The 24,862-nt window shown below is 65.6% G+C and carries 25 protein-coding genes; 13 read left to right on the forward strand and 12 right to left on the reverse strand.

The features are described from left to right. The first annotated feature begins 30 nt into the window (after positions 1 to 30). On the forward strand, positions 31 to 888 hold the full coding sequence (locus J2X44_RS03025; RefSeq protein ID WP_310087813.1) for a hypothetical protein: 858 nt from the start codon (positions 31 to 33) through the stop codon (positions 886 to 888). Here the strand turns inward: J2X44_RS03025 and J2X44_RS03030 are convergent. The 9 genes from J2X44_RS03030 to J2X44_RS03070 all read right to left on the reverse strand — a co-directional run bounded on the left by J2X44_RS03030 (position 885) and on the right by J2X44_RS03070 (position 9,828). Beyond that, positions 885 to 1,118, reverse strand: coding sequence for a ribbon-helix-helix domain-containing protein (locus J2X44_RS03030; protein ID WP_310087814.1), 234 nt, complete (start codon positions 1,116 to 1,118; stop codon positions 885 to 887). The genes J2X44_RS03025 and J2X44_RS03030 overlap by 4 nt on opposite strands. Continuing rightward, entirely contained in the window at positions 1,115 to 1,657 is a 543-nt protein-coding gene (locus J2X44_RS03035) for a DUF7010 family protein (RefSeq protein WP_310087816.1), read from the reverse strand. The genes J2X44_RS03030 and J2X44_RS03035 overlap by 4 nt, the downstream gene beginning before the upstream one ends. Positions 1,658 to 1,846: 189 nt before the next feature. Beyond that, positions 1,847 to 2,569, reverse strand: a complete 723-nt coding sequence (gene phbB, locus J2X44_RS03040) for an acetoacetyl-CoA reductase (protein ID WP_310087817.1) — start codon at positions 2,567 to 2,569, stop codon at positions 1,847 to 1,849. 109 nt (positions 2,570 to 2,678) lie between these two features. Beyond that, on the reverse strand, positions 2,679 to 4,235 hold the full coding sequence (locus J2X44_RS03045) for a DUF1963 domain-containing protein (protein WP_310087818.1): 1,557 nt from the start codon (positions 4,233 to 4,235) through the stop codon (positions 2,679 to 2,681). A gap of 82 nt (positions 4,236 to 4,317) precedes the next feature. Next, entirely contained in the window at positions 4,318 to 5,313 is a 996-nt protein-coding gene (gene hemH / locus J2X44_RS03050; protein WP_310087820.1) for a ferrochelatase, read from the reverse strand. Between the two features lie 20 nt (positions 5,314 to 5,333). Continuing rightward, positions 5,334 to 7,622, reverse strand: coding sequence for a molybdopterin cofactor-binding domain-containing protein (locus tag J2X44_RS03055; RefSeq protein ID WP_310087822.1), 2,289 nt, complete (start codon positions 7,620 to 7,622; stop codon positions 5,334 to 5,336). A 173-nt stretch (positions 7,623 to 7,795) separates the two neighbouring features. After that, positions 7,796 to 8,392 carry a hypothetical protein gene (locus J2X44_RS03060; RefSeq protein WP_310087823.1) on the reverse strand — a complete coding sequence of 199 codons (597 nt, stop codon included), beginning with the start codon at positions 8,390 to 8,392 and terminating at the stop codon, positions 7,796 to 7,798. After that, positions 8,389 to 8,811 (reverse strand): CoA-binding protein, encoded by a 423-nt coding sequence (locus J2X44_RS03065; protein WP_310087826.1) that lies wholly within the window; start codon positions 8,809 to 8,811, stop codon positions 8,389 to 8,391. Before J2X44_RS03065 ends, J2X44_RS03060 begins: the two co-directional genes overlap by 4 nt. A gap of 30 nt (positions 8,812 to 8,841) precedes the next feature. Then, positions 8,842 to 9,828 (reverse strand): Mrp/NBP35 family ATP-binding protein, encoded by a 987-nt coding sequence (locus J2X44_RS03070; protein ID WP_310087828.1) that lies wholly within the window; start codon positions 9,826 to 9,828, stop codon positions 8,842 to 8,844. 90 nt (positions 9,829 to 9,918) lie between these two features. On the opposite strand from J2X44_RS03070, the gene J2X44_RS03075 reads away from it, so the two are divergent. From J2X44_RS03075 to J2X44_RS03110, 8 genes are all read left to right on the forward strand, one after another. Further along, positions 9,919 to 11,097: a protease modulator HflK gene (locus J2X44_RS03075; protein WP_310087830.1), complete on the forward strand. Its 1,179-nt coding sequence runs from the start codon at positions 9,919 to 9,921 to the stop codon at positions 11,095 to 11,097. Further along, a complete protein-coding gene (locus tag J2X44_RS03080) occupies positions 11,097 to 11,948 on the forward strand; it encodes a protease modulator HflC (RefSeq protein WP_310088319.1) in 852 nt (283 codons plus the stop codon). Before J2X44_RS03075 ends, J2X44_RS03080 begins: the two co-directional genes overlap by 1 nt. Positions 11,949 to 12,077: 129 nt before the next feature. Continuing rightward, positions 12,078 to 13,571 (forward strand): trypsin-like peptidase domain-containing protein, encoded by a 1,494-nt coding sequence (locus tag J2X44_RS03085; RefSeq protein WP_310087832.1) that lies wholly within the window; start codon positions 12,078 to 12,080, stop codon positions 13,569 to 13,571. 120 nt (positions 13,572 to 13,691) lie between these two features. Continuing rightward, positions 13,692 to 14,060, forward strand: a complete 369-nt coding sequence (locus tag J2X44_RS03090) for a VOC family protein (RefSeq protein WP_310087833.1) — start codon at positions 13,692 to 13,694, stop codon at positions 14,058 to 14,060. Between the two features lie 100 nt (positions 14,061 to 14,160). After that, positions 14,161 to 14,541 (forward strand): RidA family protein, encoded by a 381-nt coding sequence (locus J2X44_RS03095; RefSeq protein ID WP_310087835.1) that lies wholly within the window; start codon positions 14,161 to 14,163, stop codon positions 14,539 to 14,541. A gap of 113 nt (positions 14,542 to 14,654) precedes the next feature. Continuing rightward, positions 14,655 to 16,235: a helicase HerA-like domain-containing protein gene (locus J2X44_RS03100; RefSeq protein WP_310088320.1), complete on the forward strand. Its 1,581-nt coding sequence runs from the start codon at positions 14,655 to 14,657 to the stop codon at positions 16,233 to 16,235. Between the two features lie 88 nt (positions 16,236 to 16,323). Continuing rightward, on the forward strand, positions 16,324 to 16,773 hold the full coding sequence (locus J2X44_RS03105; protein ID WP_310087837.1) for a hypothetical protein: 450 nt from the start codon (positions 16,324 to 16,326) through the stop codon (positions 16,771 to 16,773). A gap of 209 nt (positions 16,774 to 16,982) precedes the next feature. After that, a complete protein-coding gene (locus J2X44_RS03110; protein WP_310087839.1) occupies positions 16,983 to 18,269 on the forward strand; it encodes a cytochrome P450 in 1,287 nt (428 codons plus the stop codon). 198 nt (positions 18,270 to 18,467) lie between these two features. Here the strand turns inward: J2X44_RS03110 and J2X44_RS03115 are convergent, their stop codons facing one another. Continuing rightward, the gene (locus tag J2X44_RS03115) at positions 18,468 to 18,878 is read right to left on the reverse strand and encodes a thioesterase family protein (protein ID WP_310087841.1); all 411 of its coding nucleotides are present in this window, start codon (positions 18,876 to 18,878) and stop codon (positions 18,468 to 18,470) included. A 45-nt stretch (positions 18,879 to 18,923) separates the two neighbouring features. Next, a complete protein-coding gene (queF, locus tag J2X44_RS03120) occupies positions 18,924 to 19,394 on the reverse strand; it encodes a preQ(1) synthase (protein ID WP_310087843.1) in 471 nt (156 codons plus the stop codon). Positions 19,395 to 19,565: 171 nt separating this feature from the next. On the opposite strand from queF, the gene J2X44_RS03125 reads away from it, so the two are divergent. The 4 genes from J2X44_RS03125 (at position 19,566) to J2X44_RS03140 (ending at position 24,156) form a co-directional block, all read left to right on the forward strand. Beyond that, complete coding sequence (locus tag J2X44_RS03125) at positions 19,566 to 20,810, forward strand: hypothetical protein (RefSeq protein WP_310087845.1); 1,245 nt, start codon at positions 19,566 to 19,568, stop codon at positions 20,808 to 20,810. 184 nt (positions 20,811 to 20,994) lie between these two features. Then, positions 20,995 to 21,837 carry a 3-mercaptopyruvate sulfurtransferase gene (gene sseA, locus J2X44_RS03130; protein WP_310087846.1) on the forward strand — a complete coding sequence of 281 codons (843 nt, stop codon included), beginning with the start codon at positions 20,995 to 20,997 and terminating at the stop codon, positions 21,835 to 21,837. 199 nt (positions 21,838 to 22,036) lie between these two features. Next, on the forward strand, positions 22,037 to 23,230 hold the full coding sequence (gene metC / locus J2X44_RS03135) for a cystathionine beta-lyase (protein WP_310087848.1): 1,194 nt from the start codon (positions 22,037 to 22,039) through the stop codon (positions 23,228 to 23,230). Continuing rightward, entirely contained in the window at positions 23,227 to 24,156 is a 930-nt protein-coding gene (locus J2X44_RS03140) for a mechanosensitive ion channel domain-containing protein (protein WP_310087850.1), read from the forward strand. The genes metC and J2X44_RS03140 overlap by 4 nt, the downstream gene beginning before the upstream one ends. 93 nt (positions 24,157 to 24,249) lie before the next feature. Here the strand turns inward: J2X44_RS03140 and ppa are convergent, their stop codons facing one another. Then, complete coding sequence (ppa, locus tag J2X44_RS03145) at positions 24,250 to 24,786, reverse strand: inorganic diphosphatase (protein WP_310087852.1); 537 nt, start codon at positions 24,784 to 24,786, stop codon at positions 24,250 to 24,252. Positions 24,787 to 24,862: the final 76 nt, after the last annotated feature.

Consider the following 24,862-nt stretch of genomic DNA (forward strand, 5'->3'; position numbering starts at 1 on the left):
CGCAATGACGGGTTTTAAGGTGGTTCTGAAATGCCGTTCCAACCCCGCGTCGCGATCCTTGTTCCGGCGCTCGACTATTACGAAAACTGGCACCCCGCCTTTGCCCGCAAGGCCGCGGCGCTGACCGGCGCCGGGCTGATCGTCGAGCAGCGGGTGTGGACCGATCCCGGTGACCTGTCGGGTTACGACCTGATCCTGCCGCTGTTCGCCTGGGGCTATCAGCGCGATGTTGCTGCCTGGTATGCGCTGCTCGATCGGCTGGAGGCTGACGCCTTGCCGATCGCCAATCCGGTGCCGGTGCTGCGCTGGAACAGCGACAAGGCCTATCTGTCCGAACTGGGTGCCAGGGGTGTCGTGGTGGTGCCGACGGTCGAGGTCGCGGCGCTGGACGACGCGAAACTCGCCGCAGCGATGGCCGAACTTGCGACCGACGAAGTCGTGATCAAGCCCGCGATCTCGGGCGGCGCCGATGGCACCCACCGCATCGCGGCGGGCGATGCGACCCCTGCCGATGCGCTTGGTCAGCGCCGTCTGGTCCAGCCGTTGATGCCCGGTATCCTGACCGACGGCGAATATTCGCTGTTCTTTTTCGCTGGCCGATTCAGCCACGCGATCGTCAAGCGCCCCGCGTCGGGTGACTTTCGCGTCCAGGAGCAATTCGGCGGGTGCGAGACGGCGTGGGACGCCAGCGATGCCGCGCAGGCGCTGGCCGCGGCGGCGCTGGCTGCCGCCCCCGCACCGCCGGTGTATGCGCGCGTCGATATGGTCGGCGATGCGGCGGGCAAGCTCCACATCATGGAGCTCGAACTGATCGAACCGTCGCTGTTCCTGCATCACGCCGCGGATAAGGGCGCGGCGTTCGGGCAAGCGGTGTACGCCGCGATCTAACCAGCAGCGTGCCGCCACAACCATTGCCGGATTGCCGAGGTCAGATTCGGCGGGTCATCGGCCTCCATTCGCTCGACATCGATCCGAGCGACGAGGGCGTTGATTGGCAGGGATTGGCGCGCTGCTGCGGCCTCGAGGGCGTCCCAGAACATCGGCTCCAGGCTGATCGAGGTTGGGTGACCGGCGATGGTGACCGAGCGTTTGACGGGCGGGTGCAACGGGGCGCTCACCGGCGCGTGCGCCAGCGCTGCAGGATTATGGCGGCGGCGGCCAGCTCGACGATGCCGACGACATAGCCCAGGTTCAGCGGCACGCTGATCCCGAACATGGTGATCCCGGCGACGGCCAGAATCGCGCCGCCGACTACCCAATAGGCGATCTCGCCATACATCGTGCGGAACAGGAAATAGCGGGCGCCAACGATCGCGGCGAAGACGGGGATCGCGAGGTCGGGCGCGCGCACGAGCAGCACCCAGGCGATCATCACGCCGACGAACAGCGGGATCGTCGCCTCGATCGCCAGCGTTTCGAGCGGCTTGCCTACGGTGGCCTTGGGTGCGCGGAAAGCGAGGCGTTCGATCAGGACGCCTAGCGGGTGGATCGCCATACCGCCAAAAAACAGCGCGGCAAAGGCGGCGTTGACGCCGTGTAGTTGCCAAACCGCACCCGCGATCAGCCAGACGAGGCCCGAGACGAGGACGCCGGGGCCGCCGCCGGCATAGGCCTGGGCAAGGTCACGCTGGGCGACTGTGAGGGCGGTGTCGGTCATATTGTCGGTGTAGCGGCAGAACGGGCGACGGCAAAGCCGCCGCAGCCTGCCGCCGCGAAGGCGGGGGTCAGGCGGGTTCGGCGATCTTTCGGATCGCCGCCCCGCTGGCCGTGCCGGGCCGTGGCTTCGCCACCGGTTGCCAGCTCGCCGTTCGCTGACGCGAACGCCTTCGCTAGCGCCCTCGACCCGTCAGTACATATGCTGCCCGCCGTTGATGCTCATCGTCGATCCCGTCACAAACCCGGCATCCTCGCTGCATAAAAAAGCCACGCCGCGGGCGATTTCATCGGCTTGCCCGAGACGCCCGACGGGAATCTTCGCGACGATCTTTTCCAGCACCGGCGCGGGGACCGCGGCGACCATGTCGGTGTCGATATAGCCCGGCGCGATGGCGTTGACCGTCACGCCCTTTTTGGCGCCTTCCTGCGCCAGCGCCTTGGTGAAACCGTGGATGCCCGATTTCGCTGCGGCATAATTGACCTGGCCATATTGGCCCGCCTGCCCGTTGATCGACCCGATATTGACGATCCGGCCCCAGCCGCGTTCGACCATGCCGCCAAAGGTTGCCTTGGCCATGTTGAAGCAGCCGCCCAGATTGACCCGCATCACATCGTCCCAATCGGCATAGCTCATGCGGGCGAGGGTGCCGTCGCGGGTGATCCCGGCGTTGTTGACGACGATGTCGACGGGGCCAAATTCCTCGGCAATGCGCGCGCAGCTGTCGAGGCAGGCCTGATGGTCGCCGACGTCCCATTTCATCGCCGCGATGCCGGTGCGGTCGGTAAAGGCCTTCGCCTTTTCGTCATTGCCGCCATAGTTGGCGATGACGGTGACCCCCTGTTCCTGCAATTTGAGGCTGATCGCCTCCCCGATACCCCGGCTGCCGCCGGTGACGATTGCTACGCGTGCCATGAATCAAGCTCTCCCACACTATTATGGCGCCAGCCTAGGGCGCGGGGCGGGGCGCCGCAAGTTTACCGGAACGTCAATCGCAAAGCTATTCAGGGGTGTAGCCGGGGGACTAATTGCTCACCTGCACGCGCAGCTGCGAAAAGTCGCCGACGGCCAGATCGGCCTTGTCGATCGTCACGACCAGATTGTCGCAATCGCCGAACATCCGGCTCATCAACCCGCTGGTCGGCAGTTCGAGCAGCACCGCGTCGCGGTCGGCGTCAAAATCATGGACATAACGGAAGGGCTCATGCCCTATCGACGCCATTTCGCGCGCCGCCAGATCGCGCCAATAGGGTTCGTAGAAGGCGCGCATCGGTGCCGACAGGCTGTCCGGATTGGCACACCAGGCGTGTTTGGCGCGATCGAACAGGATCGTCTGATAATCATGCACCCACAGATTGGCGTCGGCGCGGTGGGTGGTGAGCGGCAGGGTGATCGTCTCGTGCGTATCGGCCCCGGTTTCAGGATCGACGCGGTGGACCGAGCGCGCCCAATGGATGGCGTGGAGCGCCGACATCACCGCGGTCGCGTCGCTTGCCGAAAAGGCCTCATGCGCCGCACTGTCGTGGATGATGGCGATGATTTCCTCGGCGCGGGTGCGCGCCTCGCGGTTGATTGCGGCGCGCTGTTCCAGTTCGACGATCGCCTCGGCGCTGGCACCCGGGGGCGGCACGGCTTCGGTCATCAGCCGGTCGAGCCGCATTTCCAACAGCGCCGCCATCGCGGTCATGCTGCCCCAGTCGAACGGATGAAAGGCGGGGTCGGCGATGTCATAGCTGCGGTCATACAGCGTCGCGCCGGGTTCGTTCGGATCGGCCTCGACCCGCGGATCGGCATCGCCGGGGCGCACCGCGACCAGATCGACCGGCCATTCGGGAAAGGCGCGCACCGCAAAGGGTTCAAGATCGCCGAACCGCAGACCGCCGTGCGGCCCGAACCAGCCATCGGGATCGTCGAGCGCCAGCGGCGGCGTGACCGCAACGTCGCCGTTGCGCAGGTGGACGACGTGCATCCGATAGCCACGGCGATGGATGAAAAAGGCTAGCGCCCCGTCGCGCGGCCCCAGCCCGTCCCACAGCGCGGGCGGCAGGCTGGCACAGTCGATCTGGGCGAGGAAATCGGCGGGTTCGCTGTCGATCTGCGGCCAGTCCATGCCGCCGGGCAAGCGCGGCCGTCCGCCGAGCCAGCTGTTGGTCGAAATCGCATCGCGCGGCGGAATCTGCGGCACCAGGCGCAGCGTGACCGCCTCAACCTCGCTCTGTTCGATCCGATGCGCTTCGTCTTCCACCTCAGAGGCCATGGCGTCGAGCGTCGCCTCGATCGCCGCCGATTCGGCGTCGATGGCGGGTATTGGCCGATAATCATAGTCCGTCTCAGCTTGCGGTTCGAGCGGCGCCTTGCCGCTGACCCGCGCCAGCCGCGATGCGGAGATTTCAACCGGCTCGACCTCGACTTTGGCCTTGCGCGACAACTTGGGCAGGCGGCTTTCCCCGGGCGTCCGCGGCGCGCGCGGCGCGGCGGGGACGGTGCGGGGACGGCGCAGCCACCATATGGCCAACACGAGCGCCACAAAGGCCAGCACAGCCGCGGCGAGCATCAGCGCTGCCGATTGGACCTGGTTCATGGCGTCTCTCCAAATTGCCGCGGCGGGACCATATTGGCGCCGCGTCGGAGCAATCTAGCGCATCGACCTAAACAGTTGGTAACTATAGCCAGCCGGCGAGTTCGCGGCGCATCAGCGCCTCCAGCATCGCCATGCCGGGGGCTTCGGCGTTCAGGCAGGGCAGATAGGCAAGGCGTTCGCCACCAGCCGCCGCAAATTGTTCCTTGCCGCGGATGGCCAGCTCTTCGAGTGTTTCCAAGCAGTCTGCTGAAAAACCGGGGGCGAAAATTGCGACGCTCTGGCCCGCCTTGCCCAAGGCTTCGAGCCGGGTGTCGGTCGCGGGTTCGAGCCATTTGGCGCGTCCGAAGCGCGACTGGAACGCGACCTCGATCGGACGGCCCATCGCTTCGGACAGCAACCGCGCGGTCTTGCGGCACTGGCAATGATAGGGATCGCCAAGGTGTAGCGTGCGTTCGGGCATCCCGTGAAAGCTGGCGAGCAGCACGTCGGGGGTGAAATCGAGCGCCGCCAGCCCCGCCTCGACCGACATCTTCAGCGCGGCGATATAGGCGGGGTCATCATGGTAGGGCGGCAGATAGCGCAGCGCGGGTTGCCAGCGCAGCGTTTTGAGATGGTCGCCCACCGCATCGACCACCGTGGCGGTCGTCGCGGCGCAATATTGCGGATAAAGCGGCGCGATCAGGATGCGCTGGCACCCCGCCGCGATCAGCGCGTCGGTCGCCGGGCCGATCGCCGGATTGCCATAGCGCATCGCATAAGCGACCCGCACATCGCCGCCGAACGCCGTCTGCAACGCGCTGCTCTGGGCGCGGGTAATCGCGGCCAGCGGCGATCCATCTGGGGTCCACACCTGCGCGTAAGCATGCGCCGATTTTTTGGGCCGGGTGGTCAGGATGATCCCGCGCAGGATCGGCTGCCACAGGATTTGCGGAATCTCGACGACGCGTCGGTCGGACAGGAACTGGGCCAGATAGCGACGCACCGATGGTGCATCCGGGCCGTCGGGGGTGCCGAGGTTGACCAGCAATACGCCGATACGCGGCGCCGGGACGGGGGGATGGTTGGTGGGGAGCGTCATAAAGATTGCGCCGGCGTCCGTCATAGCGGCTGCGCCGAACGGGGCAGACGGCGGATGCGGCGGCCGGTCGCGGCGAACATCGCATTGGCGATCGCGGGCGCGACGACCGGCACCGCGATTTCGCCCAGCCCGCCGGGTTCGCGGTCGCTGTCGACAAATTCGACCAGGATTTGCGGCGTCTGCGACAGCCGCGGCAGGCCGAGCTGACCCAATTTGCGGGCGGTCGCGACGCCGCCATCATAATCGGTGGTGGCCCCAACCGCGGCGGCGAGGCCAAAGATCAGCCCGCCCTCGATCTGTTGCCGCGCGATCGTGGGATTGACGAGGCGTCCGGCGTCGACGACCGCGACCAGTTGTTCGACCTGCAACCCCTTGTCGCTTTGCCGCGCGGTGGCCATCAGCGCGATGTGGCTGCCGCGCATGCTGTGGCACGCCAGCCCCTGCGCGGTGCCCGACACGCCGCCTTCCCAGCCGCCAAGGCTGGTCGCGGTGAGCAGGCAGCGCGCGAGCAGCGGCGCTCCCTCAAGCATCGCCATGCGATAGGACAGGCCGTCGGTCCCGGCGCGCGCCGCCATTTCGTCGATGAAACACTCGGTGAAAAAAGCGGTGTAACTGTCGGCATTGCCGCGCCAGCGTCCGGTCGGCAGGCCGATATCGGCGGGGCAATGGTCGACCGCATGATGCGGGATGGCATAGGGACTTGCCGCGCCCTCGACTGCGGCGGCATCGGCGCTGCCCACCGCAGCGCGCTGCGCCACATCGGCGGGCGTGTTGTCGAATAGCCGCGCCCGCACCTCGTGGTTGGTCGGCGGCACTGCGATGCGGGTCACCAGCGCGTCGATCCCGCCCGCGGCGTTCAGCGTCGCACTCAGCCGCGCGCGAACGGGCGCGCGGGGCGGCAGACGCATGATCTCTTCGGCGCGCGACCAGGCGAGCTGGACCGGGCGCTTTACCTGCAGCGCGATGATCGCCGCCTGCACCGCGGCGCTATGGTCGAGGCAGGCGTCGAAGGAACCGCCCGCCATCATCGGGAACAGCACGACGTCGTTCGGCGACAGTCCGGTGGCAGCCGCAATTGCATCGCGGCATTGGGCGGGCGCCTGCGTCGCCACCCACACCCGCAGCCGCCCGCCGTCGGGCGCGGCGGTCGCGGTGCGGGTTTCGATCGCGGCATGCAGCGCCGGGGCGACGGCATATTCGGCGACGACCTTGGAGCGTCCGGTCATCGCTTCGCCGACGTCGCCGGTATGCGATATGCGGTAGCCACCGTCGTTCAGCGCTTGTTTCAGCGCCGCGTCGATGCGGGTCGTGGAAATTGGCGTCCCGGCGGTTTCAAACAACGGCGCAAAGCGGTCGAGCGCTTGGTTCGCGGCCCACCAGTTGCGCGCTACCGCCGCAACCCAGCGCTCATGCGTGACGACATGGAGCAGGCCGGGCGACTCCAGACCGCGCTTGCGGTCGATACTTTTGAGCCGCGTCGCCCCCAGCGGCCCCTGGCGGATCGCCGCGAACACCATATCGGGCAGGCGGATATCGCCGGCATAATTGGCCGATCCGTCGATCTTTGCGGGCAGGTCGAGCCGGGTCAGTTCCTTGCCATAGAGCGGATCACCGCTGCTGGCGCGATAGACGGGTTCGGCAGGCGGTTCGAGCTGTGCCGCCGCGGCGGCCACCTCGCCAAAGCCCAGCTTTTTCTTGCCCAATAAGACGAACCCGTCCTGGGTGTCGCAATCTTCCCAGTCGGCGTCCCAGCGCGCTGCCGCTGCCATCATCAGCAGCGCGCGCGCCTGCGCCGCTGCGGCGCGGCACGGTCCTTCGAACATCCGCACCGACGAGCTGTTGGCGGTCAGCATCACCGCATGGCGCACCGCCCATTCGCGCCGCGCCCAACTGCGCACATCGGACACGAAATCGGGGACGCCGCCGCGCGGGGTGAAGACCGCACTATCCTCGTCGATCAGCAGGGTGTTGGTATAGAGCGGGCTGATCGGGGCGGTTTCGACCGCGATCGTCCGCCAGTCGGCGCCGAGTTCGTCGGCCATGATCTGGGGCAGCAGCGTCGTGACGCCCTGACCCATCTCGCATTGCGGGACGATGGCGCTGATATGCCCGTCGTCGCCGATCTTCAGAAAGGCGTTGAACACATGTTCGTCGGGCGCGGCGGTCAGATTGGGCTGATAGTCGCGCGGCCACAGGCTCCACGCGATCGCCAGCCCGCCCGCCGCCGTCGCGCCGACGAGCATCTGGCGGCGACTGACGTGCGGCAGGCGCGATTTGTTTTTCAGAGCCGTGTCGCGAATGCCCACCATCGCGGATGCTGATAAGCGGGGCGAGTCGCAAGGGCAAAGGCTTTTGGTGGAGCCACGCGCTCGCTCTGTCACCGTTCGCCCTGAGCTTGTCGAAGGGCCGTTCTTTTCTTCAGCGACGTCGAAGGGAAGAACCGTGCTTCGACAAGCTCAGCACAAACGGAGTTTGGGAGCGTCTACCACCCCCAAGGCGCAGGCGGCGGCGCCACGGGCTGGCGATAGTCAAAGGTCACGCGGAAATCGCGGCCTTCGCGGCTTAAGCCATAAGTGAAGCCTTCAGCCGTGGTTTCGACCGACCAGATGTTGGTGTTCGAAACGCTGCGCCCGGTGCGGGTGAACAGCGCAATCGATTCGGCATCGACCGGAAAGGTCTGGCGGCTCGCCGTCCCGGCATCCTTGGTGTCGCCGCCATACATCGTCAGCTCGTCCTTGCTGCCGTCGGCGTGGCGATGATCATGCTTGAGGCGGAGGCCGGTGGCGGTGCGGGTGATGACCCAGGTGCGCGAGCGGTCCCAGCCGCCGTCGGGACCGACGCCGTCGATGTGAAAGGGGATTTCGATGCGGTCGGGGGTGCAGCTGCGGATATGCATCACCATCGCCTTGCCGCGCATGTCGGCATCGGCATCCTGATTGCTGGCGAGCTTGCCTGCATAGGCCTGGCCGCAACGCGCGGTCAGCGCGGCGAAGAACGCGTCCTGCGGATTGGTGGCTTGCGGGGTCGAGGCGCAACCGGCGAGCGCGGTTGCGGCGAGCAGCGCTAGCGCGGGCTTCACCGCAGCAGCCCGAGTCGCGGGATCTCGATTTTGGGACAGCGGTCCATGACGACCGTCAGTCCCGCCGCATCGGCGCGCTTTGCCGCGGCATCGTTGATCACGCCGAGCTGCATCCACACCGCCTTGGCGCCATGGACGATCGCTTCATCGACCGCAGACCCGGCGTCTTCGCTGTTGCGGAAAATATCGACGATTTCGGCGGGCGGCTCGACGTCGGAGAGGGTCGCGACGACCGGCGCGCCGTGGATCGTGGTGCCGGCATGACCCGGATTGACCGCGATCACGTCATGGCCCTGGCCGACCAGAAAAGCGAGCACGCCGTTCGACGCGCGCGCCGGGTTGGGCGAGGCGCCGACCACCGCGATGCGGCGCTTTTGCCCGAGCAGGTCGCGGATTTCCCTTTCGTCGTTGATCGCCATCTCATTCTCCCCATTAAATAGGGACTGTCCCTATTTATTGCGCTCTTGCAGCCAGCCGGCCACCTTCGCCGCTATCGCATGGAACGGCTCGCCCGCCGGGTCGGTTCCGGCAGCGGGCGGGACGCCGCCGTCGCTGGCCAGGCGGATGCCCATCGATAACGGGACGCGACCCAGGAAGTCGAGGCCCATCGATTTTGCTGCCGCCTCGGCGCCGCCGCAACCGAATGGATCGCTGACCTCGCCGCAATGCGGGCAGGCATAGCCCGCCATATTTTCAACGAGGCCGATGATCGGCACCGCGGCCTGTTCGAACAGGCTGACGGCGCGCGTCGCGTCCATCAGCGCCAGATCCTGCGGGGTCGACACAATGACCGCGCCCGCGGGCTTGTGTTTCTGGATCATCGTCAGCTGGACGTCGCCGGTCCCCGGCGGCAGGTCGACGATCAGCGTGTCGATGTCGCCCCAGCTCGCATCGACCAATTGCTCCAGCGCCTTGCCCGCCATCGGCCCGCGCCACGCGATCGCCTGCCCCGGCGCCGCGATCTGCCCGGTCGACAGCATCGGGACGCCATAGGCGTTGGGGACGGGGACCAGTTTCGATCCGCGCGATTCGGGTTTGACGTGCTCGCTGTCCATCAGGCGCGGCTGCGACGGACCATAGATGTCGGCATCCACCAGCCCGACCTTCACCCCGCGCCGCAACAGCGCGACCGCCAGATTGGCGGCGAGGGTCGATTTGCCGACGCCGCCCTTGCCGCTGCCGACCGCGATGATCGTCATCGATTTTTTCTCGGCGGTCATCGCAATACGAACTTCGCTGACATCGGGTTCGTTCAGCAGCCCGGCGCGCAGCTTGTCCGCGAGCGGTTGGCGATCCTCGGCCGCCAGCCCCGACACGTCGAGCACCACCGCCAGCGACCCGGCGTCGTCGAGCAGGCGGAGTCCGGATGTTCGCCCGTCGCTCAGCTCGGCAGCGGTGGCGGACAGGCGGGCGATGGCGGCGCTGGGATCGGTCATGTTCGCGGCAGATAGGCCTGCGCGGGTCAATTGCCAGCCATTTTCGCGCGCCCCCCTGTTAATCGCGCGCGCCGACCCTATAAAAGCGTTATGAACGACAATATTGACGGCAGCATCGGACGCCGCAGCCCCAGTGGATTGCGGCAATTTTTCGGGTCGATCCTCCAGATGGGTAAGAGCCCGTGGGGCAATGGTCCCGGCAAGGGCGACGACGGGGATGGCGGCGGCAAGGGCGACGACGGCAAACGCCCCGGCCCGCGCAACCCGTGGGTGACCCCCGATCCGATCGACATCAACCGCGGTCGCAAACCGCGCGGCCCCTCCGCGCTCGACGAACTGCTGCGCAAGGGACGCGGCGGCTTTGGCGGTGGCGGTTCGGGCGGCGGCGGCGGCCAGTTCAATCTGGGCGATTCGGCGAAATTCTGGAAATGGGGCGTGCTCGCCGCGGCGGTGCTGTGGGTGATCTTTTCCTCCTTCCACATCGTGCCGCCCGAAAAGGAAGGGGTCGTCACCCGCCTCGGCAGTTATTCGCGCACCGTCGGCCCCGGCGTGAAATTCACCTGGCCGGCGCCGATCGAGCGCATCCGGTTGGAGGACGTCCGCGCGATCCGCACCATGCCAGTCGGATCGCCGAATGCGACCGACGAGAATTTCGTGCTGACCCGCGACCAGAGCCTGGTCGATCTCGCGTATGAAGTGCGCTGGTCGGTGCGCGATCCCGAGCTGTTCTTTTTCCAGCTCGCCGATCCCGAAGGCACGATCCGCGAAGTCGCCGAAAGCTCGATGCGCGCCACCGTCGCCAATTTCAACCTGACCGATGCGATCGGCCCCGGCCGCGTCGAAATCGAAGCGCAGGTGCAGCAACGGATGCAGGAACTGCTCAACCAGTATCGCGCCGGCGTCGCGATCCAGGGCATCGCGATCCGTCAGGCGGATCCGCCGAGCCAGGTCGACGATGCGTTCAAGGAAGTCACCGCGGCGCTGCAGGAGCGCGAATCGGCGATCAACCTGTCGCGCGCCTATCAGCAGCAGGTGCTCGAACGCGCCCGTGGCGACACCGCGGCGTTCGACCAGATTTACGAACAATATCGGCTGGCGCCGGGGGTGACCCGCAAGCGCCTCTATTATGAAACGATGGAGAATGTGTTGTCGAATGTCGACAAGACCGTCGTCGAAGCGCGCGGGGTAACCCCTTATCTGCCGCTCAACGAGGTCCAGAAACGGATTCCCGCCACCCCGCCCGCTGCGGCGACGAAGGGAGGCGAATGATGTTGAATTCGCTGTTCCAGAACCCCGTGCGCCTGCTCGTCGGGGTCGTCGCACTGCTCGTCCTCCTGTCCCAATCGCTGGCGATCGTGCCCGAGGACAAGCAGGCGCTGATCCTGCGCTTTGGCGAGATCGAGCGCACCGTGAACCGTTACAAGCCGAACGAGGATTTCGGCAGTTCGGGAGCGGGCCTGGTGCTGCGCGTGCCGTTCACCGACGGTATCCAATATATCGACAAGCGCATCATGGGCGTCAACATGGAGCGCCAGCAGGTGCTGTCGACCGACCAGCAAAGGTTGCAGGTCGATGCCTTTGCGCGCTTCCGCATCACCAATCCGGTGCGCATGTACACCGCGATCCGCACCGAGGAGCGGTTGCAGCAGCAGCTGGCAACGATCCTGGGGTCGTCGCTGCGCAACGAGCTGGGCAAGCGCACCTTTGCCACCTTGCTGTCGCCCGAACGCGGCGCGGTGATGGACAATATCCAGGTCGCGCTGAACCGTGAGGCGAATAAATATGGCGCCGAAGTCATCGACGTGCGGATCAAGCGCGCCGACCTGCCGGAAGGTGCGACGTTGATCGCAGCCTACAACCGCATGCGATCGGCACGCCAGCAGGAAGCGACCGCGATCCGTGCCGAAGGGCAAAAGGAAGCGCAGATCATCCGCGGTAACGCCGACGGTGAAGCGGCGCGCATCTATGCCGCCAGCTTTGGCAAGGATCCGGAGTTTTACGATTTCTACCGCGCCATGCAAAGCTATCGCCAGACCTTCCTGGGTGAGAACAACCAAGGCGGCACCTCGATCATCATGTCGCCCGACAATGAATATCTGAAGCGTTTCAGCGGCGGTTGATCGGGCCGGACGCGACGGTGAATGGAACCGAAAGCGTCCGTTCATGTTCAATTGGCGTTCAGCCGCTGCGCCGCAGACCGCCGCAGCCGGGGTGTTTGAGTTTTTCGGATGAGAAGAGGATTACCGATCGTGCGTTATGTTTATGGCATCACTTCGGCCTTGCTGGCGGGTGGCACCGCGCTGGCGCTGGTTACCCAGTCCCCGGTCGGCGCGCAGGTCGCGCAAAATGAGCAGAGCGAAATCGCCAAGGTCGTGCCGCGTTCGGGCGCGCCGGAGAGCTTTGCCGACCTGGTCGAACAGTTGCAGCCCGCGGTGGTCAACATCTCGACCAAGCAGGAGGTCACCCTCGGCGTGCGGCTCAATCCCTTTGCCGGGACGCGCGAGCCGATCACCCAGGAACAGCAGGGCGGCGGCTCGGGCTTCCTGATCTCGGCCGACGGCTACATCGTCACCAATAATCATGTGATTTCGGGCGGCCCGCGCGGCGAGGCGGTCAATCAGGTCACGGTGACACTGACCAACCAGAAAGAATATAAGGCGACGATCGTCGGCCGCGATGCCGCGTCCGATCTCGCGCTGCTCAAGATCGAAGCGGGCGGCCTGCCTTTCGTGAAATTCGCCGACAGCAGCACGGCGCGCGTCGGCGACTGGGTGGTGGCGATCGGCAACCCGCTCGGGCTGGGTTCGACGGTGACCGCGGGCATCATCTCGGCGGTGCAGCGCAACATCGGCCAGGGCGGCGCCTATGATCGCTATATCCAGACCGATACCGCGATCAATCGCGGCAATTCGGGCGGCCCGTTGTTCGACTTGCAGGGCAATGTCGTCGGCATCAACAACATGCTGATCTCGCCGGTCGGCGCCAATATCGGCGTCAACTTCGCGATCCCCGCCGACGCCGCGATCCCGGTGATCAACGCGCTGCGCGCGGGCGAAAAGGTTCAACGCGGTTATCTGGGCATCGGTATTGCGCCGGTCGACGAGGATCTGGCGGCGGCCCTCGGTTTGCCCAAGGATCGCGGCGAATTCATCCAGCGCGTCGAACCGGCGCAGGCTGGTGAAAAGGCCGGGCTGAAGCGCGGCGACGTGGTGACCAAGGTCAATGGCCGCGAAGTCACGCCGCAGCAGACCCTGTCCTATATCGTGTCGAACACCAAGCCGGGGACGCGCATCCCGCTCGAAATCATTCGCGACGGCAAGCCGATGACGCTGAACGTTTTGGTCGGCACCCGGCCGCCCGAGGAAGAGCTGGCCGGCACCAACTTCGACCCCGAAGCCGAGCAGACCGAGCCCGAAGATGCGACCGGCGCCGCCGACAAGGCCATTCAGGACGAACTCGGCCTGTCGGTGCAGGTGGTCACCCCCGATATCGCACGCGCGGTCGGGGTCGATGCCGGGACCAAGGGGCTGGTGATCGGCGCCGCATCGGCGAACAGCGACGCGGGCCGCAAGGGTCTGCGCCGCGGCGACGTGATCCTCAGCGCCAACCGCGTGCCGGTGGCGACCAGCGATGCGCTGGCTAAGGCGGTCGCCGACGCGAAGCGGGCGGGGCGAGATGCGGTGCTGCTCGAAATCCTGCGCCGCGGCGGTCCGTCGGCATTCATTGCGGTGCGGGTGAAGTAAGCCGCGCCGTCTCGACCCGATGAAAGGGCGCCGGATCAGCCGATCCGGCGCCCTTTTCATTTGCGCGGTCGCGATCATGTTCCTATTATGTTCCCACAACATCGAGTCGGGAGAAACTTCATGATTGGCTATGTGACCTTGGGCACCAACGACTTGGCAAAAGCGGCGGTCTTTTACGACGCGATTGCCGCTGAACTCGATACCCCGCGGATGATGGAGTTCGACGGCTTCATCGCGTGGGGCAAGCCGGGCGGCGCGGCCGGTATTGGGCTGACCAAGCCGTTCGACGGCAACGCCGCCAGTGTCGGCAATGGGGTGATGGTGGCGCTGGAGGCCAAGGATAAGGACCAGGTCCAGCGCCTCTACGACCTCGCGCTCGCCAACGGCGGCACCTGCGAAGGCCCGCCGGGACCGCGCGGTGAAGGGTTTTATGCCGGATATTTCCGCGATCCCGACGGGAATAAGCTCAATGCATTCATCATGGGGTGATGGTCGGTGCAGCCGGACGTGCTATGATATTCGCACCAGAGCTGGAAGGTGACGGATGACATTACAAAGCGCGGGGCAAAAGGCGGAAGAACCGGCTAAAATGACTGGCGGACCGCATTATTCGTCGTTCGTTGTCGGCGGCGGCTTCGTCTTCGTCTCGGGGCAGCTGCCACTTCGGCCGGGCCGCGATACCTCGCTGGCGAGTGCTCCCTTCGCGGCGCAGGCCGAACAGGCGCTCCAAAATTTGAAGGCCGTTCTGGGGGATGCGGGTGCCGAACTGGCGCAGGTGGTCAAGACAACCGTCTATCTCGCCGACATTGACGACTGGGGCGAACTCGACGCAGTCTATAGCCGCTTTTTCGGCGCTGCGCGTCCGGCGCGCAGCGTGGTGCCCGCCGGACCGCTGCACTTCGGCTTTCGCATCGAGATCGAGGCGATCGCGCTGGCGGCGGACGCGGTTGCGACAGGCGCAAAATTCTAGCCCGATCCGCGGCGCGATCCCGCGTCCGGTTTGGCGATTGCCTGACCTGCCCCTCCGCTCTAGACCCTTGGCGAAACGTTGAAAGTGGAGGACGGCGGGTGAGCGACGGCAGCATGGCGAGCGAAATCTATATCGGCCTGGGCGGCGGCGGCGCCGCCGATGGCCCACGCCAGTCGCTGGTGCTGAAACGCGCCAACCGGCACGGGCTGATCGCCGGGGCAACCGGGACCGGCAAGACGGTAACCTTGCAGGGATTGGCCGAGGGCTTTTCGGCGGTCGGCGTCCCGGTATTCGTTGCCGACGTCAAGGGCGACCTGGCCGGCATGGCTATGGCCGGCAGTCCGATGTCGAAACTGCACGAAATTTTTTCGGCGCGCGCCGCCGAGATCGGCGACAGCGAATGGGCTTATCGCGACAATCCGGTCATGTTCTGGGACCTGTTCGGCGAACAGGGCCACCCGATTCGTACCACGATTTCCGAAATGGGGCCGCTGCTCCTCGCGCGGCTGATGGGGCTCAACGAGGTGCAGGAGGGGGTGCTCGCCATTGCCTTTCGCGTCGCCGACGAACAGAATCTGCTGCTGCTCGATTTGGGCGATCTCCAGGCGATGCTGGTCTGGTGCGCCGAGAATGCCGACGAACTCACCACCAAATATGGCAATGTGTCGAAGGCGACCGTCGGCACGATCCAGCGCCAGTTGCTGACGCTGGAAAGTCAGGGCGGCGCGCATTTCTTTGGCGAACCCGCGCTGGACATCCACGACATGATCCGCTGCGACGACAATGGCCGCGGCTATGTCAATATCCTGGCCGCCGACAAGCTGATGGCGAGCCCGAAGCTCTATGCGACCTTCCTGCTCTGGCTGCTCAGCGAAATGTTCGAAACGCTGCCCGAAATCGGCGACCCCGACAAACCCAAGCTCGTCTTCTTCTTTGACGAGGCGCACCTGCTGTTCGACGACGCGCCGCCGGCGCTGACCGAGAAGATCGAGCAGGTCGTGCGGCTGATCCGGTCGAAGGGCGTCGGGGTCTATTTCGTGACGCAAAATCCGATCGATATTCCCGAAGATGTCGCGGGCCAGCTCGGCAACCGCGTCCAGCACGCGCTGCGCGCCTTCACCCCGCGCGACCAGAAGGCGGTCAAGGCGGCGGCCGAAACCTTCCGCCCCAATCCCAAGGTCGATGTCGCGCGCGAGATCACCGAATTGAAGGTCGGCGAGGCGCTGGTGTCGCTGCTGATGTCCGACGGCGCGCCGTCGCCGGTCGAGCGCACGTTGATCAAGCCGCCCTGCTCGCGCGCCGGGCCGCTCGATGCCAAGGAACGCGCGATCATCAAGTCGATCTCGCCGGTCGAGGGCAAATATGACACCGCGGTCGATCGCGAGAGCGCCGAAGAACTGCTAGCGGTGAAGGCCGAGCAGGCGCAGGCCGCGGCGGTCGAAGCGAAGGCTCAGGTCGAGGCCGACAAGCAAGCCGCGATCGCCGCCAAGGAAGAGGCGAAGCGCAAGGTCGCCGAAGAGAAAGAGCGGCTGCGGCGGGAAACCGCGGCGGCGCGCGAGGCCGCCAAACCGTCGATGACCGAGAAAATGGTGCAATCGGCGGCGCGATCGGCGGCAACGAGCATCGGGCGGCAGGTTGCAGGCAAGCTCGGAGGCCAGTTGATGCGCGGAATTTTGGGCAGCTTGTTCAAGTGAGCTGCGATCGCCGTTCGTCATCCCGGCGCAGGCCGGGATCCGGGCGGCGAGACCCCGGCCTGCGCCGGGGTGACGAAGGTTAGAGGAGGTGAGATCGACTGACGCATTGCTGATGGATGCGAGCCTGATCGCCGTCGCCGATGCGGACATCGACATTCGCCACACTCTGTTCGAGCGGTTCTTTGCCGCCTTTCCCGACCGCCGCGCGAGTTTCATTTCGGTCGATGCGGCGTCGCGGCGGATGACCGACGAAACGCTGCAAATGATGCTGGGGCTGGCGCACGGCGAGGATTGGGTGTGGCCGCTGGTCGCCGAACTGGTGTTCACCCACCGCAATTATGGCGCACTGCCGATCGCTGAATATGACGTGTTTATAGACATGACCGTTGCGGAACTGGGCAGCGCGGCGGGTTCGGCGTGGCGGGCCGAGGTTGCCACCGCGTGGCAGCGGAATGCCGAGGCGCTCAAAGCCATGATCCGGAAGGCCCGCGCCGAATGGGCGAGCGCGATGCCCGCCGGGGCGCCGCAGATCGTCTAAGCTGCCAATGATCCTCCATCGTCATCCCGGACCCTTCGACAGGCTCAGGACAGGCTCAGGACAGGCTTGATCCGGGATCCACTTCGACGAGCGTGGCATGGATTCCGGATCAAGCCTGTCCTGAGCCTGTCGAAGGGTCCGGGATGACGAGATGGGGAGCATTCCATCCCCCCTCGACAAGCCCATCGAATCGCGGCAGCATAAGTTGCATGACAAAACCGATATTGCCTGGAGAGGTAGCCGCCGCCGTCGTCGATCCGGTCGCATACGGCCAATGGGATCCGCTGCACGATCAGCTGGCCTGGGCGCGCGCCAACGCGCCGCTGGCGGTCGCCGAGAATCACGATCATGACCCGTTTTGGCTGGTCACGCGGCACGCCGACATCATGGCGATCAGCCGCGATCCGCAGCGGTTCGCCAACGGCATCCGCCCGACGGTGCTGACCAACCGCGACGGTGAGGCGCTGGCGCGCGCCGCGACCCCGAACAACGATGGCCATCTGATCCGCTCGCTGGTCCAGATGGACGCCCCCGATCACATGAAATACCGGCTGCTGACCCAAAGCTGGTTCATGCCGAAGAACCTGAAGATCGTCGAAGATCGCATCCGCCAGATCGCGCGCGAGACGGTCGATCATATGCTGGAAGCGGGCGGGGCGTGCGATTTTGCCCGCGACGTTGCGGCGCATTATCCGCTGCGTGTCATCATGGACATCTTGGGCGTTCCGGCGGAGGACGAGCCGCGGATGCTAATGCTGACGCAGCAATTGTTCGGCCCGACCGACCCCGAGCTGAACCGCAGCCGCGAGGCAATCACCAGCGCCGAACAGGCGATCGCGATGCTCGATTATGTCATCGCCGATTTCACCCAATATTTCGCCGCGCTGACCGCCGATCGCCGCGCCAATCCGCGCGAGGACATCGCAACGGTGATCGCCAATGCGACGATTAACGGCGAAGCGATCCCCGACCGCGAAATGTCGGGCTATTACATGATCGTCGCGACCGCCGGGCACGACACCACCAGCGCCTCGACCGCTGGGGCGATCATGGAGCTGGCGAAGAATCCGGCGCTGTTCGAACGCTTCCGCGCTGCAGAGGCCGACAAGGCCGGGCTGATCGAGGAAGCGATCCGCTGGACCACGCCGGTCCAGCATTTCATGCGCAGCGCGAAAGAGGATGTCGACATCGGCGGCCAGACGATAAGCGCAGGCGACTGGTTGATGCTCAACTATGTGTCGGCCAACCGTGACGAGGCGGTGTTCGGCGATCCGTTCAAATTCGATCCCGACCGCGAAAAGAACCAGCAGATCGCATTCGGCTTCGGCGCGCATGTCTGCCTGGGCCAGCATCTGGCGCGGATGGAGATACGGATCTTGATGGAGGAATTGTTGCCGCGGATCAAAAGCCTGGAATTGACGGGCGAGCCGGCGCGGGTCGAGTCGGTGTTTGTTGGCGGGTTGAAGCGGCTGCCGATCCGGTTTGTGGCGGCTTAGGTTTGAACGAACGATCGGACGTCAGCTGACGACTGATTGCAGCCCTTAGAATTCGTCATCCCGGACTTGATCCGGGATCCATCGGTTTTCTAAGGATAGGGCGACGCAAGGGGTCATGGACCCCGGATAAGTCCGGGGTGACGAAGAAAGGGTAGCGGTTCTCCACCCCAAAATCGATGTTCGGGCGGTGTTGGCCGCCTAAACCTTCTCAGCCGGAAAAAACCGCGCGATCACATCGCTCGCCAGCCGCGCGGGCCGCAGCGTTTCTGCGTCGATGCAGCACCAGCTCGATTTCACTTCCGCCAGCACGTCCTCGCCGCGCTTGATGATCGTTTCGTAAAAGGCGCGGGCGCCCTGAACCTTTTCGAGGATCACCGTCGCGATGACCTGATCGTCGAGAAAGGCGGGGCGGCGATAAGTGATTTCATGCTTCAGCGCGACCCACAGATGCGCCGCAACCGCGTCGGGCGGTGCGATGTGGCGCCAGTGCGACAGCACCGCTTCCTGCACCCAGCTGAGGTAATGGGCGTTGTTGACGTGGCCCATGAAATCGATCTGGTCGGAACCGACGGCGATGGCATGGTCGTGCGGAAGCGAAGCTGCGGTCATATCGCTGACATTAATGTCAATAAATTGTGACGGAAAGATGAAATCTCATCCCCGGCCGCGATAGGGCGCGACCCCCTGATCGGGCAACCATAGGCCCGCGGGCGGCGGATCCGATTGCCAGAAAACATCGATCGGGATGCCGCCGCGCGGATACCAGTAGCCGCCGATGCGCAGCCACAGAGGCTGCATCTCGTCGAACAGGCGGCGGCCGATGCCGACGGTGCAGTCCTCGTGGAACCCCGCATGATTGCGGAACGACCCCAGAAACAGCTTCAGGCTTTTCGATTCGACGATCGTCTCGCCGGGTGCATAATCGATGACGAGATGCGCAAAATCGGGCTGGCCGGTGACCGGGCAGAGCGAGGTGAATTCGGGCGCGGCGAAGCGCACCAGATAAAGCTCGCCGACGCGCGGGTTGGGCACATAGTCGAGGATCGCCGCTTCGGGTGCGGCAGGAAGGTCGCTCGACTGGCCCAGATGTTTCGGCGCGAGCGGTGCGGGGGTAGAATCGGTCATCGAAACCATCTAGGGACGCGCGCGGCCGCTGTCATCCCGTGGATGGCCCGGTTCAGCGCCAATTCAGCGGCGCGGCGAGCATATCAGCAGTTTGGGATCGCGGACATTTCGATGACGGTGCGGAAATTTGGGCAGGGACGGTGGCAGCGTGCTTTGCCGCTTGCGGCCGCGATGATCGCGGTTGGCGTGGCATCGCCGATTGCGGCGCAGCAGACCGAATCGCCCGCTCCGACCCCCGCGCCTTCGTCCATCTTCCGGCTGCCGCCTGCCGACGACGGCCGCGCGCCGGGGGTGCAGGGGCCGTCTGACAATGGCCTGCCACCGGTCGGCCCGAACGAGAATCGCACGCCGACGCCAACGCCGACGCCCGCCCCGGCACCGACGCAGCCTGCCACCCCGCCACGGGTGACGCCGACGCAGCCACGAACGGCGGTGCCGACCACCCCGGTGGCGCCGACCGCGGCGCGGCCCGCCGCCCCCGGTGCCGCTACGCGTGCTGCGCCCTCGCCAACCGTTCCGGGTCCGGCGATCGCGGTGCCCGGCAGCGATACGCCGCCGCTGCAAGACGCGGCGCCGACGGTCGGCGCCGATGTCCCCGCGCTGCCACCGGCGCCAACCGATGTCGCACCGGCGACTGCCGATGCACCGATCGACGCGCCAGCCGGAACGTCGATCTGGGCGTGGCTGCTCGCCGGGCTCGCGGCCTTGGGCGCGGGACTGTGGTATTGGCGGCGGCGCACTGCGCCCGCCGGGCCGATCATCGACGAGGTCGCGGCGCCGCGCGCCGCGCCGCCTGCTGCGCCAGCGCCGACAGCGCCGACAGCGCGGCCTGCCGCACCCGCGGTTCGCCGAGCCGAGCCGCGGCCCGCATCGCCGCTGGTCAACCGCGCCGCGGGCGAACGGCGCGCGGTGGTCGGCATGGCGCTCGACATTCGCGGTATCCGCTTTGCGCCCGATCATGTCATCGTCGCCTTTTCGCTGCATCTGATCAATCAAGGCATATTGCCCGCGCCCGGCCTGATGGTCCGCATCGCGCTCAATCAGGGGTCGGCGATGCCCGAAGCGGTACTCGGTCGTTTCTTTGACGGGGCCGGGGGCAGCGTGCTGCGCGACGATATGACGCTCGATGCCGGGGCCGGCGAGGAACTGTCGACCGAGGTCATGCTGCCGCGCGCGACGATCGAGCCGCTGATGATCGGCGGCAAGCCGATGCTGGTGCCGGTGCTTGCGTTCGATGTGACCTATCATTGGGACGGGGAGGGCGAGGCTTTCGGCCAGAACGCCGGGAGTTTCGTGCTGGGCCGCGAGCAGGGTACGAGCGGAAGCGATAAACTCGCACCGCTGCCGCTCGACCAAATCTCCTATCTGGTGGACCGGCCGGGCTCCCGCACCACGTCGGTCAAGCGCAGCCAATAGTTTCCGGCATAGCGCCATAAAAGCGCAGCTTTTTTGTTGCAGCGCAGCATTGGCTGAGGCACAGCGCCACCGCGCTTGAAAAAGCGCAACGCGGGGCATAGGCTTGTCCTCCCCGGAAAGAACGGCGCAGGATGACCGGCGAAGGAACGGGTAAAGTTCCGATCGGTCGCAACAGGAGCATGACATGGACGCCTTGGTCTCAACCGACTGGCTGGAACGCGAACTGGGGGCGTCGGACCTGCGGGTCGTGGACGCGACGAAATTCATGGACGACGCTGGCCGCGATGCGCGCGGTGAATATGAGGCCGGGCATATCCCGGGCGCCGTGTTCATGGACCTGGCCGAACTGACCGATGCGTCGAGCGACATCGACAACATGGCGCCGCAGGCCGAAAAATTCGCGAGCCGGATGCAGTCGCTCGGGCTGGGCGATGGCAGCCGCGTCGTGCTGTATGACGACAGCCCGCTGAAAAGCGCGGCGCGCGCCTGGTGGCTGCTCAAATTGTTCGGCGCGCATGACGTCGCGCTGCTCGACGGCGGCCTCGCCAAATGGAAGGCCGAGGGCCGCGCGCTCGAAATGGGCAAGCAGACGCTGCGCCACCGTCACTTCACCGTGTGGCGCGATGCGAAAGCGGTGCGGACCAAGGATCAGATGCTGGCGAATGTCGATAGTGGCGCCGAACAGGTCGTCGATGCGCGCCCCGCAGCGCGCTTTACCGGCGAAGAACGCGATCCGCGTCCGGGCCTGGCACCCGGCCATATTCCGAATTCGCGCAGCCTGCCGCACAGCGCATTGTTCAATGCCGACGGCACCTGGAAACAGGGCGACGATCTGAAGGCCGCGTTCGACGCTGCCGGGATCGACCTCGACAAGCCGCTGGTCACAACCTGCGGCAGCGGCATGACCGCGACCGTCGTGGCGTTCGGCGCGCATCTGCTCGGCAAGGACGATGTCGCAGTGTACGACGGCAGCTGGACCGAATGGGGCGCCGACCCGGCAACGCCGAAGGCGACCGGCGCGGCTTGAGGCGCCCAACTTGATCCGCTTTTTTCGTTCGTGCTGAGCCTGTCGAAACACCGTTCTTTCTCTTGCGTTGCTAGCAAGAAAGGACGGCACTTCGACAGGCTCAGTGCGAACGGTTTTCAATGTCTGCGCTTGTTGCCGGTGTAGGTATTTATAGTGGCCCGCACTGGATTTTGCGCATGGCTCCGCTAACACAGCGGGGATGAGCAAAAGCGACGATGCAAACCTACGCCCCGCGACCAGATTGGTGCAGGGTGGGCGGCGGCCCGAGTGGACCGGCGACCCGCGGCTGGGCGGCGGCGTGGTCAATCCGCCGGTGTGGCGCGCCTCGACGATCCTCTACGACAATATGGCCGACCTTGAGGCGAGGGGCCATGCCACCCATGACAAGCTCTATTATGGCCGCCGCGGCACGCCGACGGTGTGGGCGCTCGCCGACGCGCTGACCGATATGGAGCCGGGGGCGGCGGGCACTTTGCTGTATCCATCGGGGGTCGCGGCCAATTCGGCGGGCCTGCTCGCGCTGCTGGCGCCCGGCGACCATCTGCTGATGGTCGATAGCGCCTATGAGCCGACGCGCGCTTTTTGCGACGGGTTGCTCGCGCGTTACGGGGTCACGACGACCTATTATGATCCGCTGATCGGCGCCGCGATCGCTGACCTGATCACCCCGCAAACCAGGCTGATCTTCCTCGAATCGCCCGGTAGCCTGACCTTTGAGGTGCAGGATATTCCCGCGATAACCCGCGTCGCGCGCGACAGATGCGTGCTGACGATGCTCGACAACACCTGGGCGACGCCGCTTCTGTTTCCGGCGCTGGCGCACAGCGTCGATGTGACGATGATGAGCCTGACCAAATATGTCGGCGGTCACAGCGACGCGATGATGGGGTCGCTGACCGCGACGAAAGCAGTGTGGCCGCGGCTGCGCAGCGCGGCGTATCAGCTCGGGCAGGCGGTGTCGCCCGACGATTGCGCGCTGATGCTGCGCGGTCTGCGCACGCTCGACGTGCGGATGACACGGCAGGGGGAGAACGGCCTGATGGTGGCGAACTGGCTCGCCGCGCGGCCCGAGGTGGGCCGCGTGCTGCACCCCGCGCTGCCCGGCGATCGCGGCCATGCAATCTGGTCGCGCGACTTTTCGGGGACCAGCGGGCTGTTCGGCTTTACCCTGAAGTGCGCCGACATGGCGGCCCGCGTCCGCTTTATCGACGCGCTGGCGCTGTTCGGGATCGGGTTCAGCTGGGGCGGTTTTGAAAGCCTGGTCGTCCCCGGCAACCCGGTTCGCACCGCGACCGAATGGACTGACCCCGATCCGCTGGTCAGGCTGTCGATCGGGCTGGAGGATCCCGCTGACCTGATCGCCGATCTGACCCGCGGATTCGCCGCGCTATGAGTGCCGCGACCAATCTGCGCGAGGGGTTCGACGGGATGGTCATCGCGATGAAGGCGATCGGGCTCGATGTCGGCGCCTATCGCCTGTCGCTCTACAGCCTGTTTTCGACGGTCGTTGTCGCAATCCTGCTGTATCTGGCGGTCAAGATCGTGCTGCGTGCGACCAAGTGGCTGCTCCGCCGCAACACCCATATCGACCAGACGCAGCGATTGCTGACCGAAAAGCTGATCGCGATCGCGCTGTTCGTCTTTGCGATGCTGTTCGGCATCGACTTGCTCGGCATCGACCTGACCGCGCTGGCGGTGTTTTCAGGCGCCGCGGGCCTCGCGATCGGGTTCGGGCTGCAGAAAACCGTCGGCAACCTGATCGCCGGGATCATCCTGTTGATGGACCGGTCGATCAAGCCCGGCGACGTGCTCGTCGTCGGCGACGGCAGCAGCATGGGCGGATCGACACTGCCCGGCGGGATGCCCAATGTGGGCCGCGTCGCCAAGATCGGGGTGCGCGCGGTCAATGTCGTCACGCGCGACGGCAAAAAGCATCTGATTCCGAACGAGCTGCTGATGACGCAGGCGGTCGAGAATTGGAGCTATGCCAGCCCCGAGGTGCGGGTACGGATGCGGATTCCGGTGCCTTATGACACCGACCTGCGACTGGCGCAGCGGCTGATCGTCGAAACGGCGAAGGCAAACCCGCGCATATTGGACGAACCCGAACCGGCGGTGTGGATCACCGCCTTTGGCGAACGCGCGGTCGAGCATGAACTGCGCATCTGGATTTCGGACCCCGAAGCGGGGCTGGGCAATATCCAGGGCGAGGTGTTCCTGGGGATCTGGGACCGGTTCCAGGACGCGGGGATCCGGATTCCCTATCCGCGCACCGATGTGCGGGTGTTGCCGGACGAAGGCGGGGCACTCTCGGCCTGAATTCGTCATTGCGAGCGAAGCGAAGCAATCCAGAGCGGTTTACGCCAGCTCTGGATTGCCGCTTCGCTTCGCTCCTCGCAATGACGGTGGCTTTTAAAACCCCACCGTCTTCGCGCGCTCAATGCACTCGACGATGATGCGCTTGGCTTCGTCGACGTCACCCCAGCCGTTGAGTTTGGCCCACTTGCCGGGCTCAAGATCCTTGTAGTGGGTGAAGAAATGCTCGATCTGCTGCAGCACGATCGGCGGCATGTCGGTGTAGCTCGCGACATCGGCATAATAGGGGAAGGTCTTGTTGACCGGCACGCACAGCAGTTTTTCGTCGCCGCCGGCATCGTCTTCCATCATCAACACGCCGATCGGACGGCACTTGACCACCGCGCCCGCGACGATCGGCGAACGCGCGACGACGAGGGCGTCGAGCGGATCGCCGTCTTCGCCCAGCGTGTGCGGCACAAAACCGTAATTGGCGGGATAGCGCATCGGGGTGTGGAGGAAGCGATCGACGAACAGCGCGCCTGATGCTTTGTCGAATTCATATTTCACCGGCTCGCCGCCGATCGGTACTTCGATCAGGACGTTCAAGCTGTCGGGCGGGCTGTCGCCGGCGGGGATCAGGTCGATGCGCATGGGAGAGTGGAGTCCTTTTGGTTTATGAGTCGCGTGTTTTTATGAGTCGGGCGCCCCTTAGCCGTTCGTGTCGAGC

It is taken from the genome of Sphingopyxis sp. BE259 (assembly GCF_031457495.1).
In the GTDB taxonomy this organism is placed as follows: domain Bacteria; phylum Pseudomonadota; class Alphaproteobacteria; order Sphingomonadales; family Sphingomonadaceae; genus Sphingopyxis.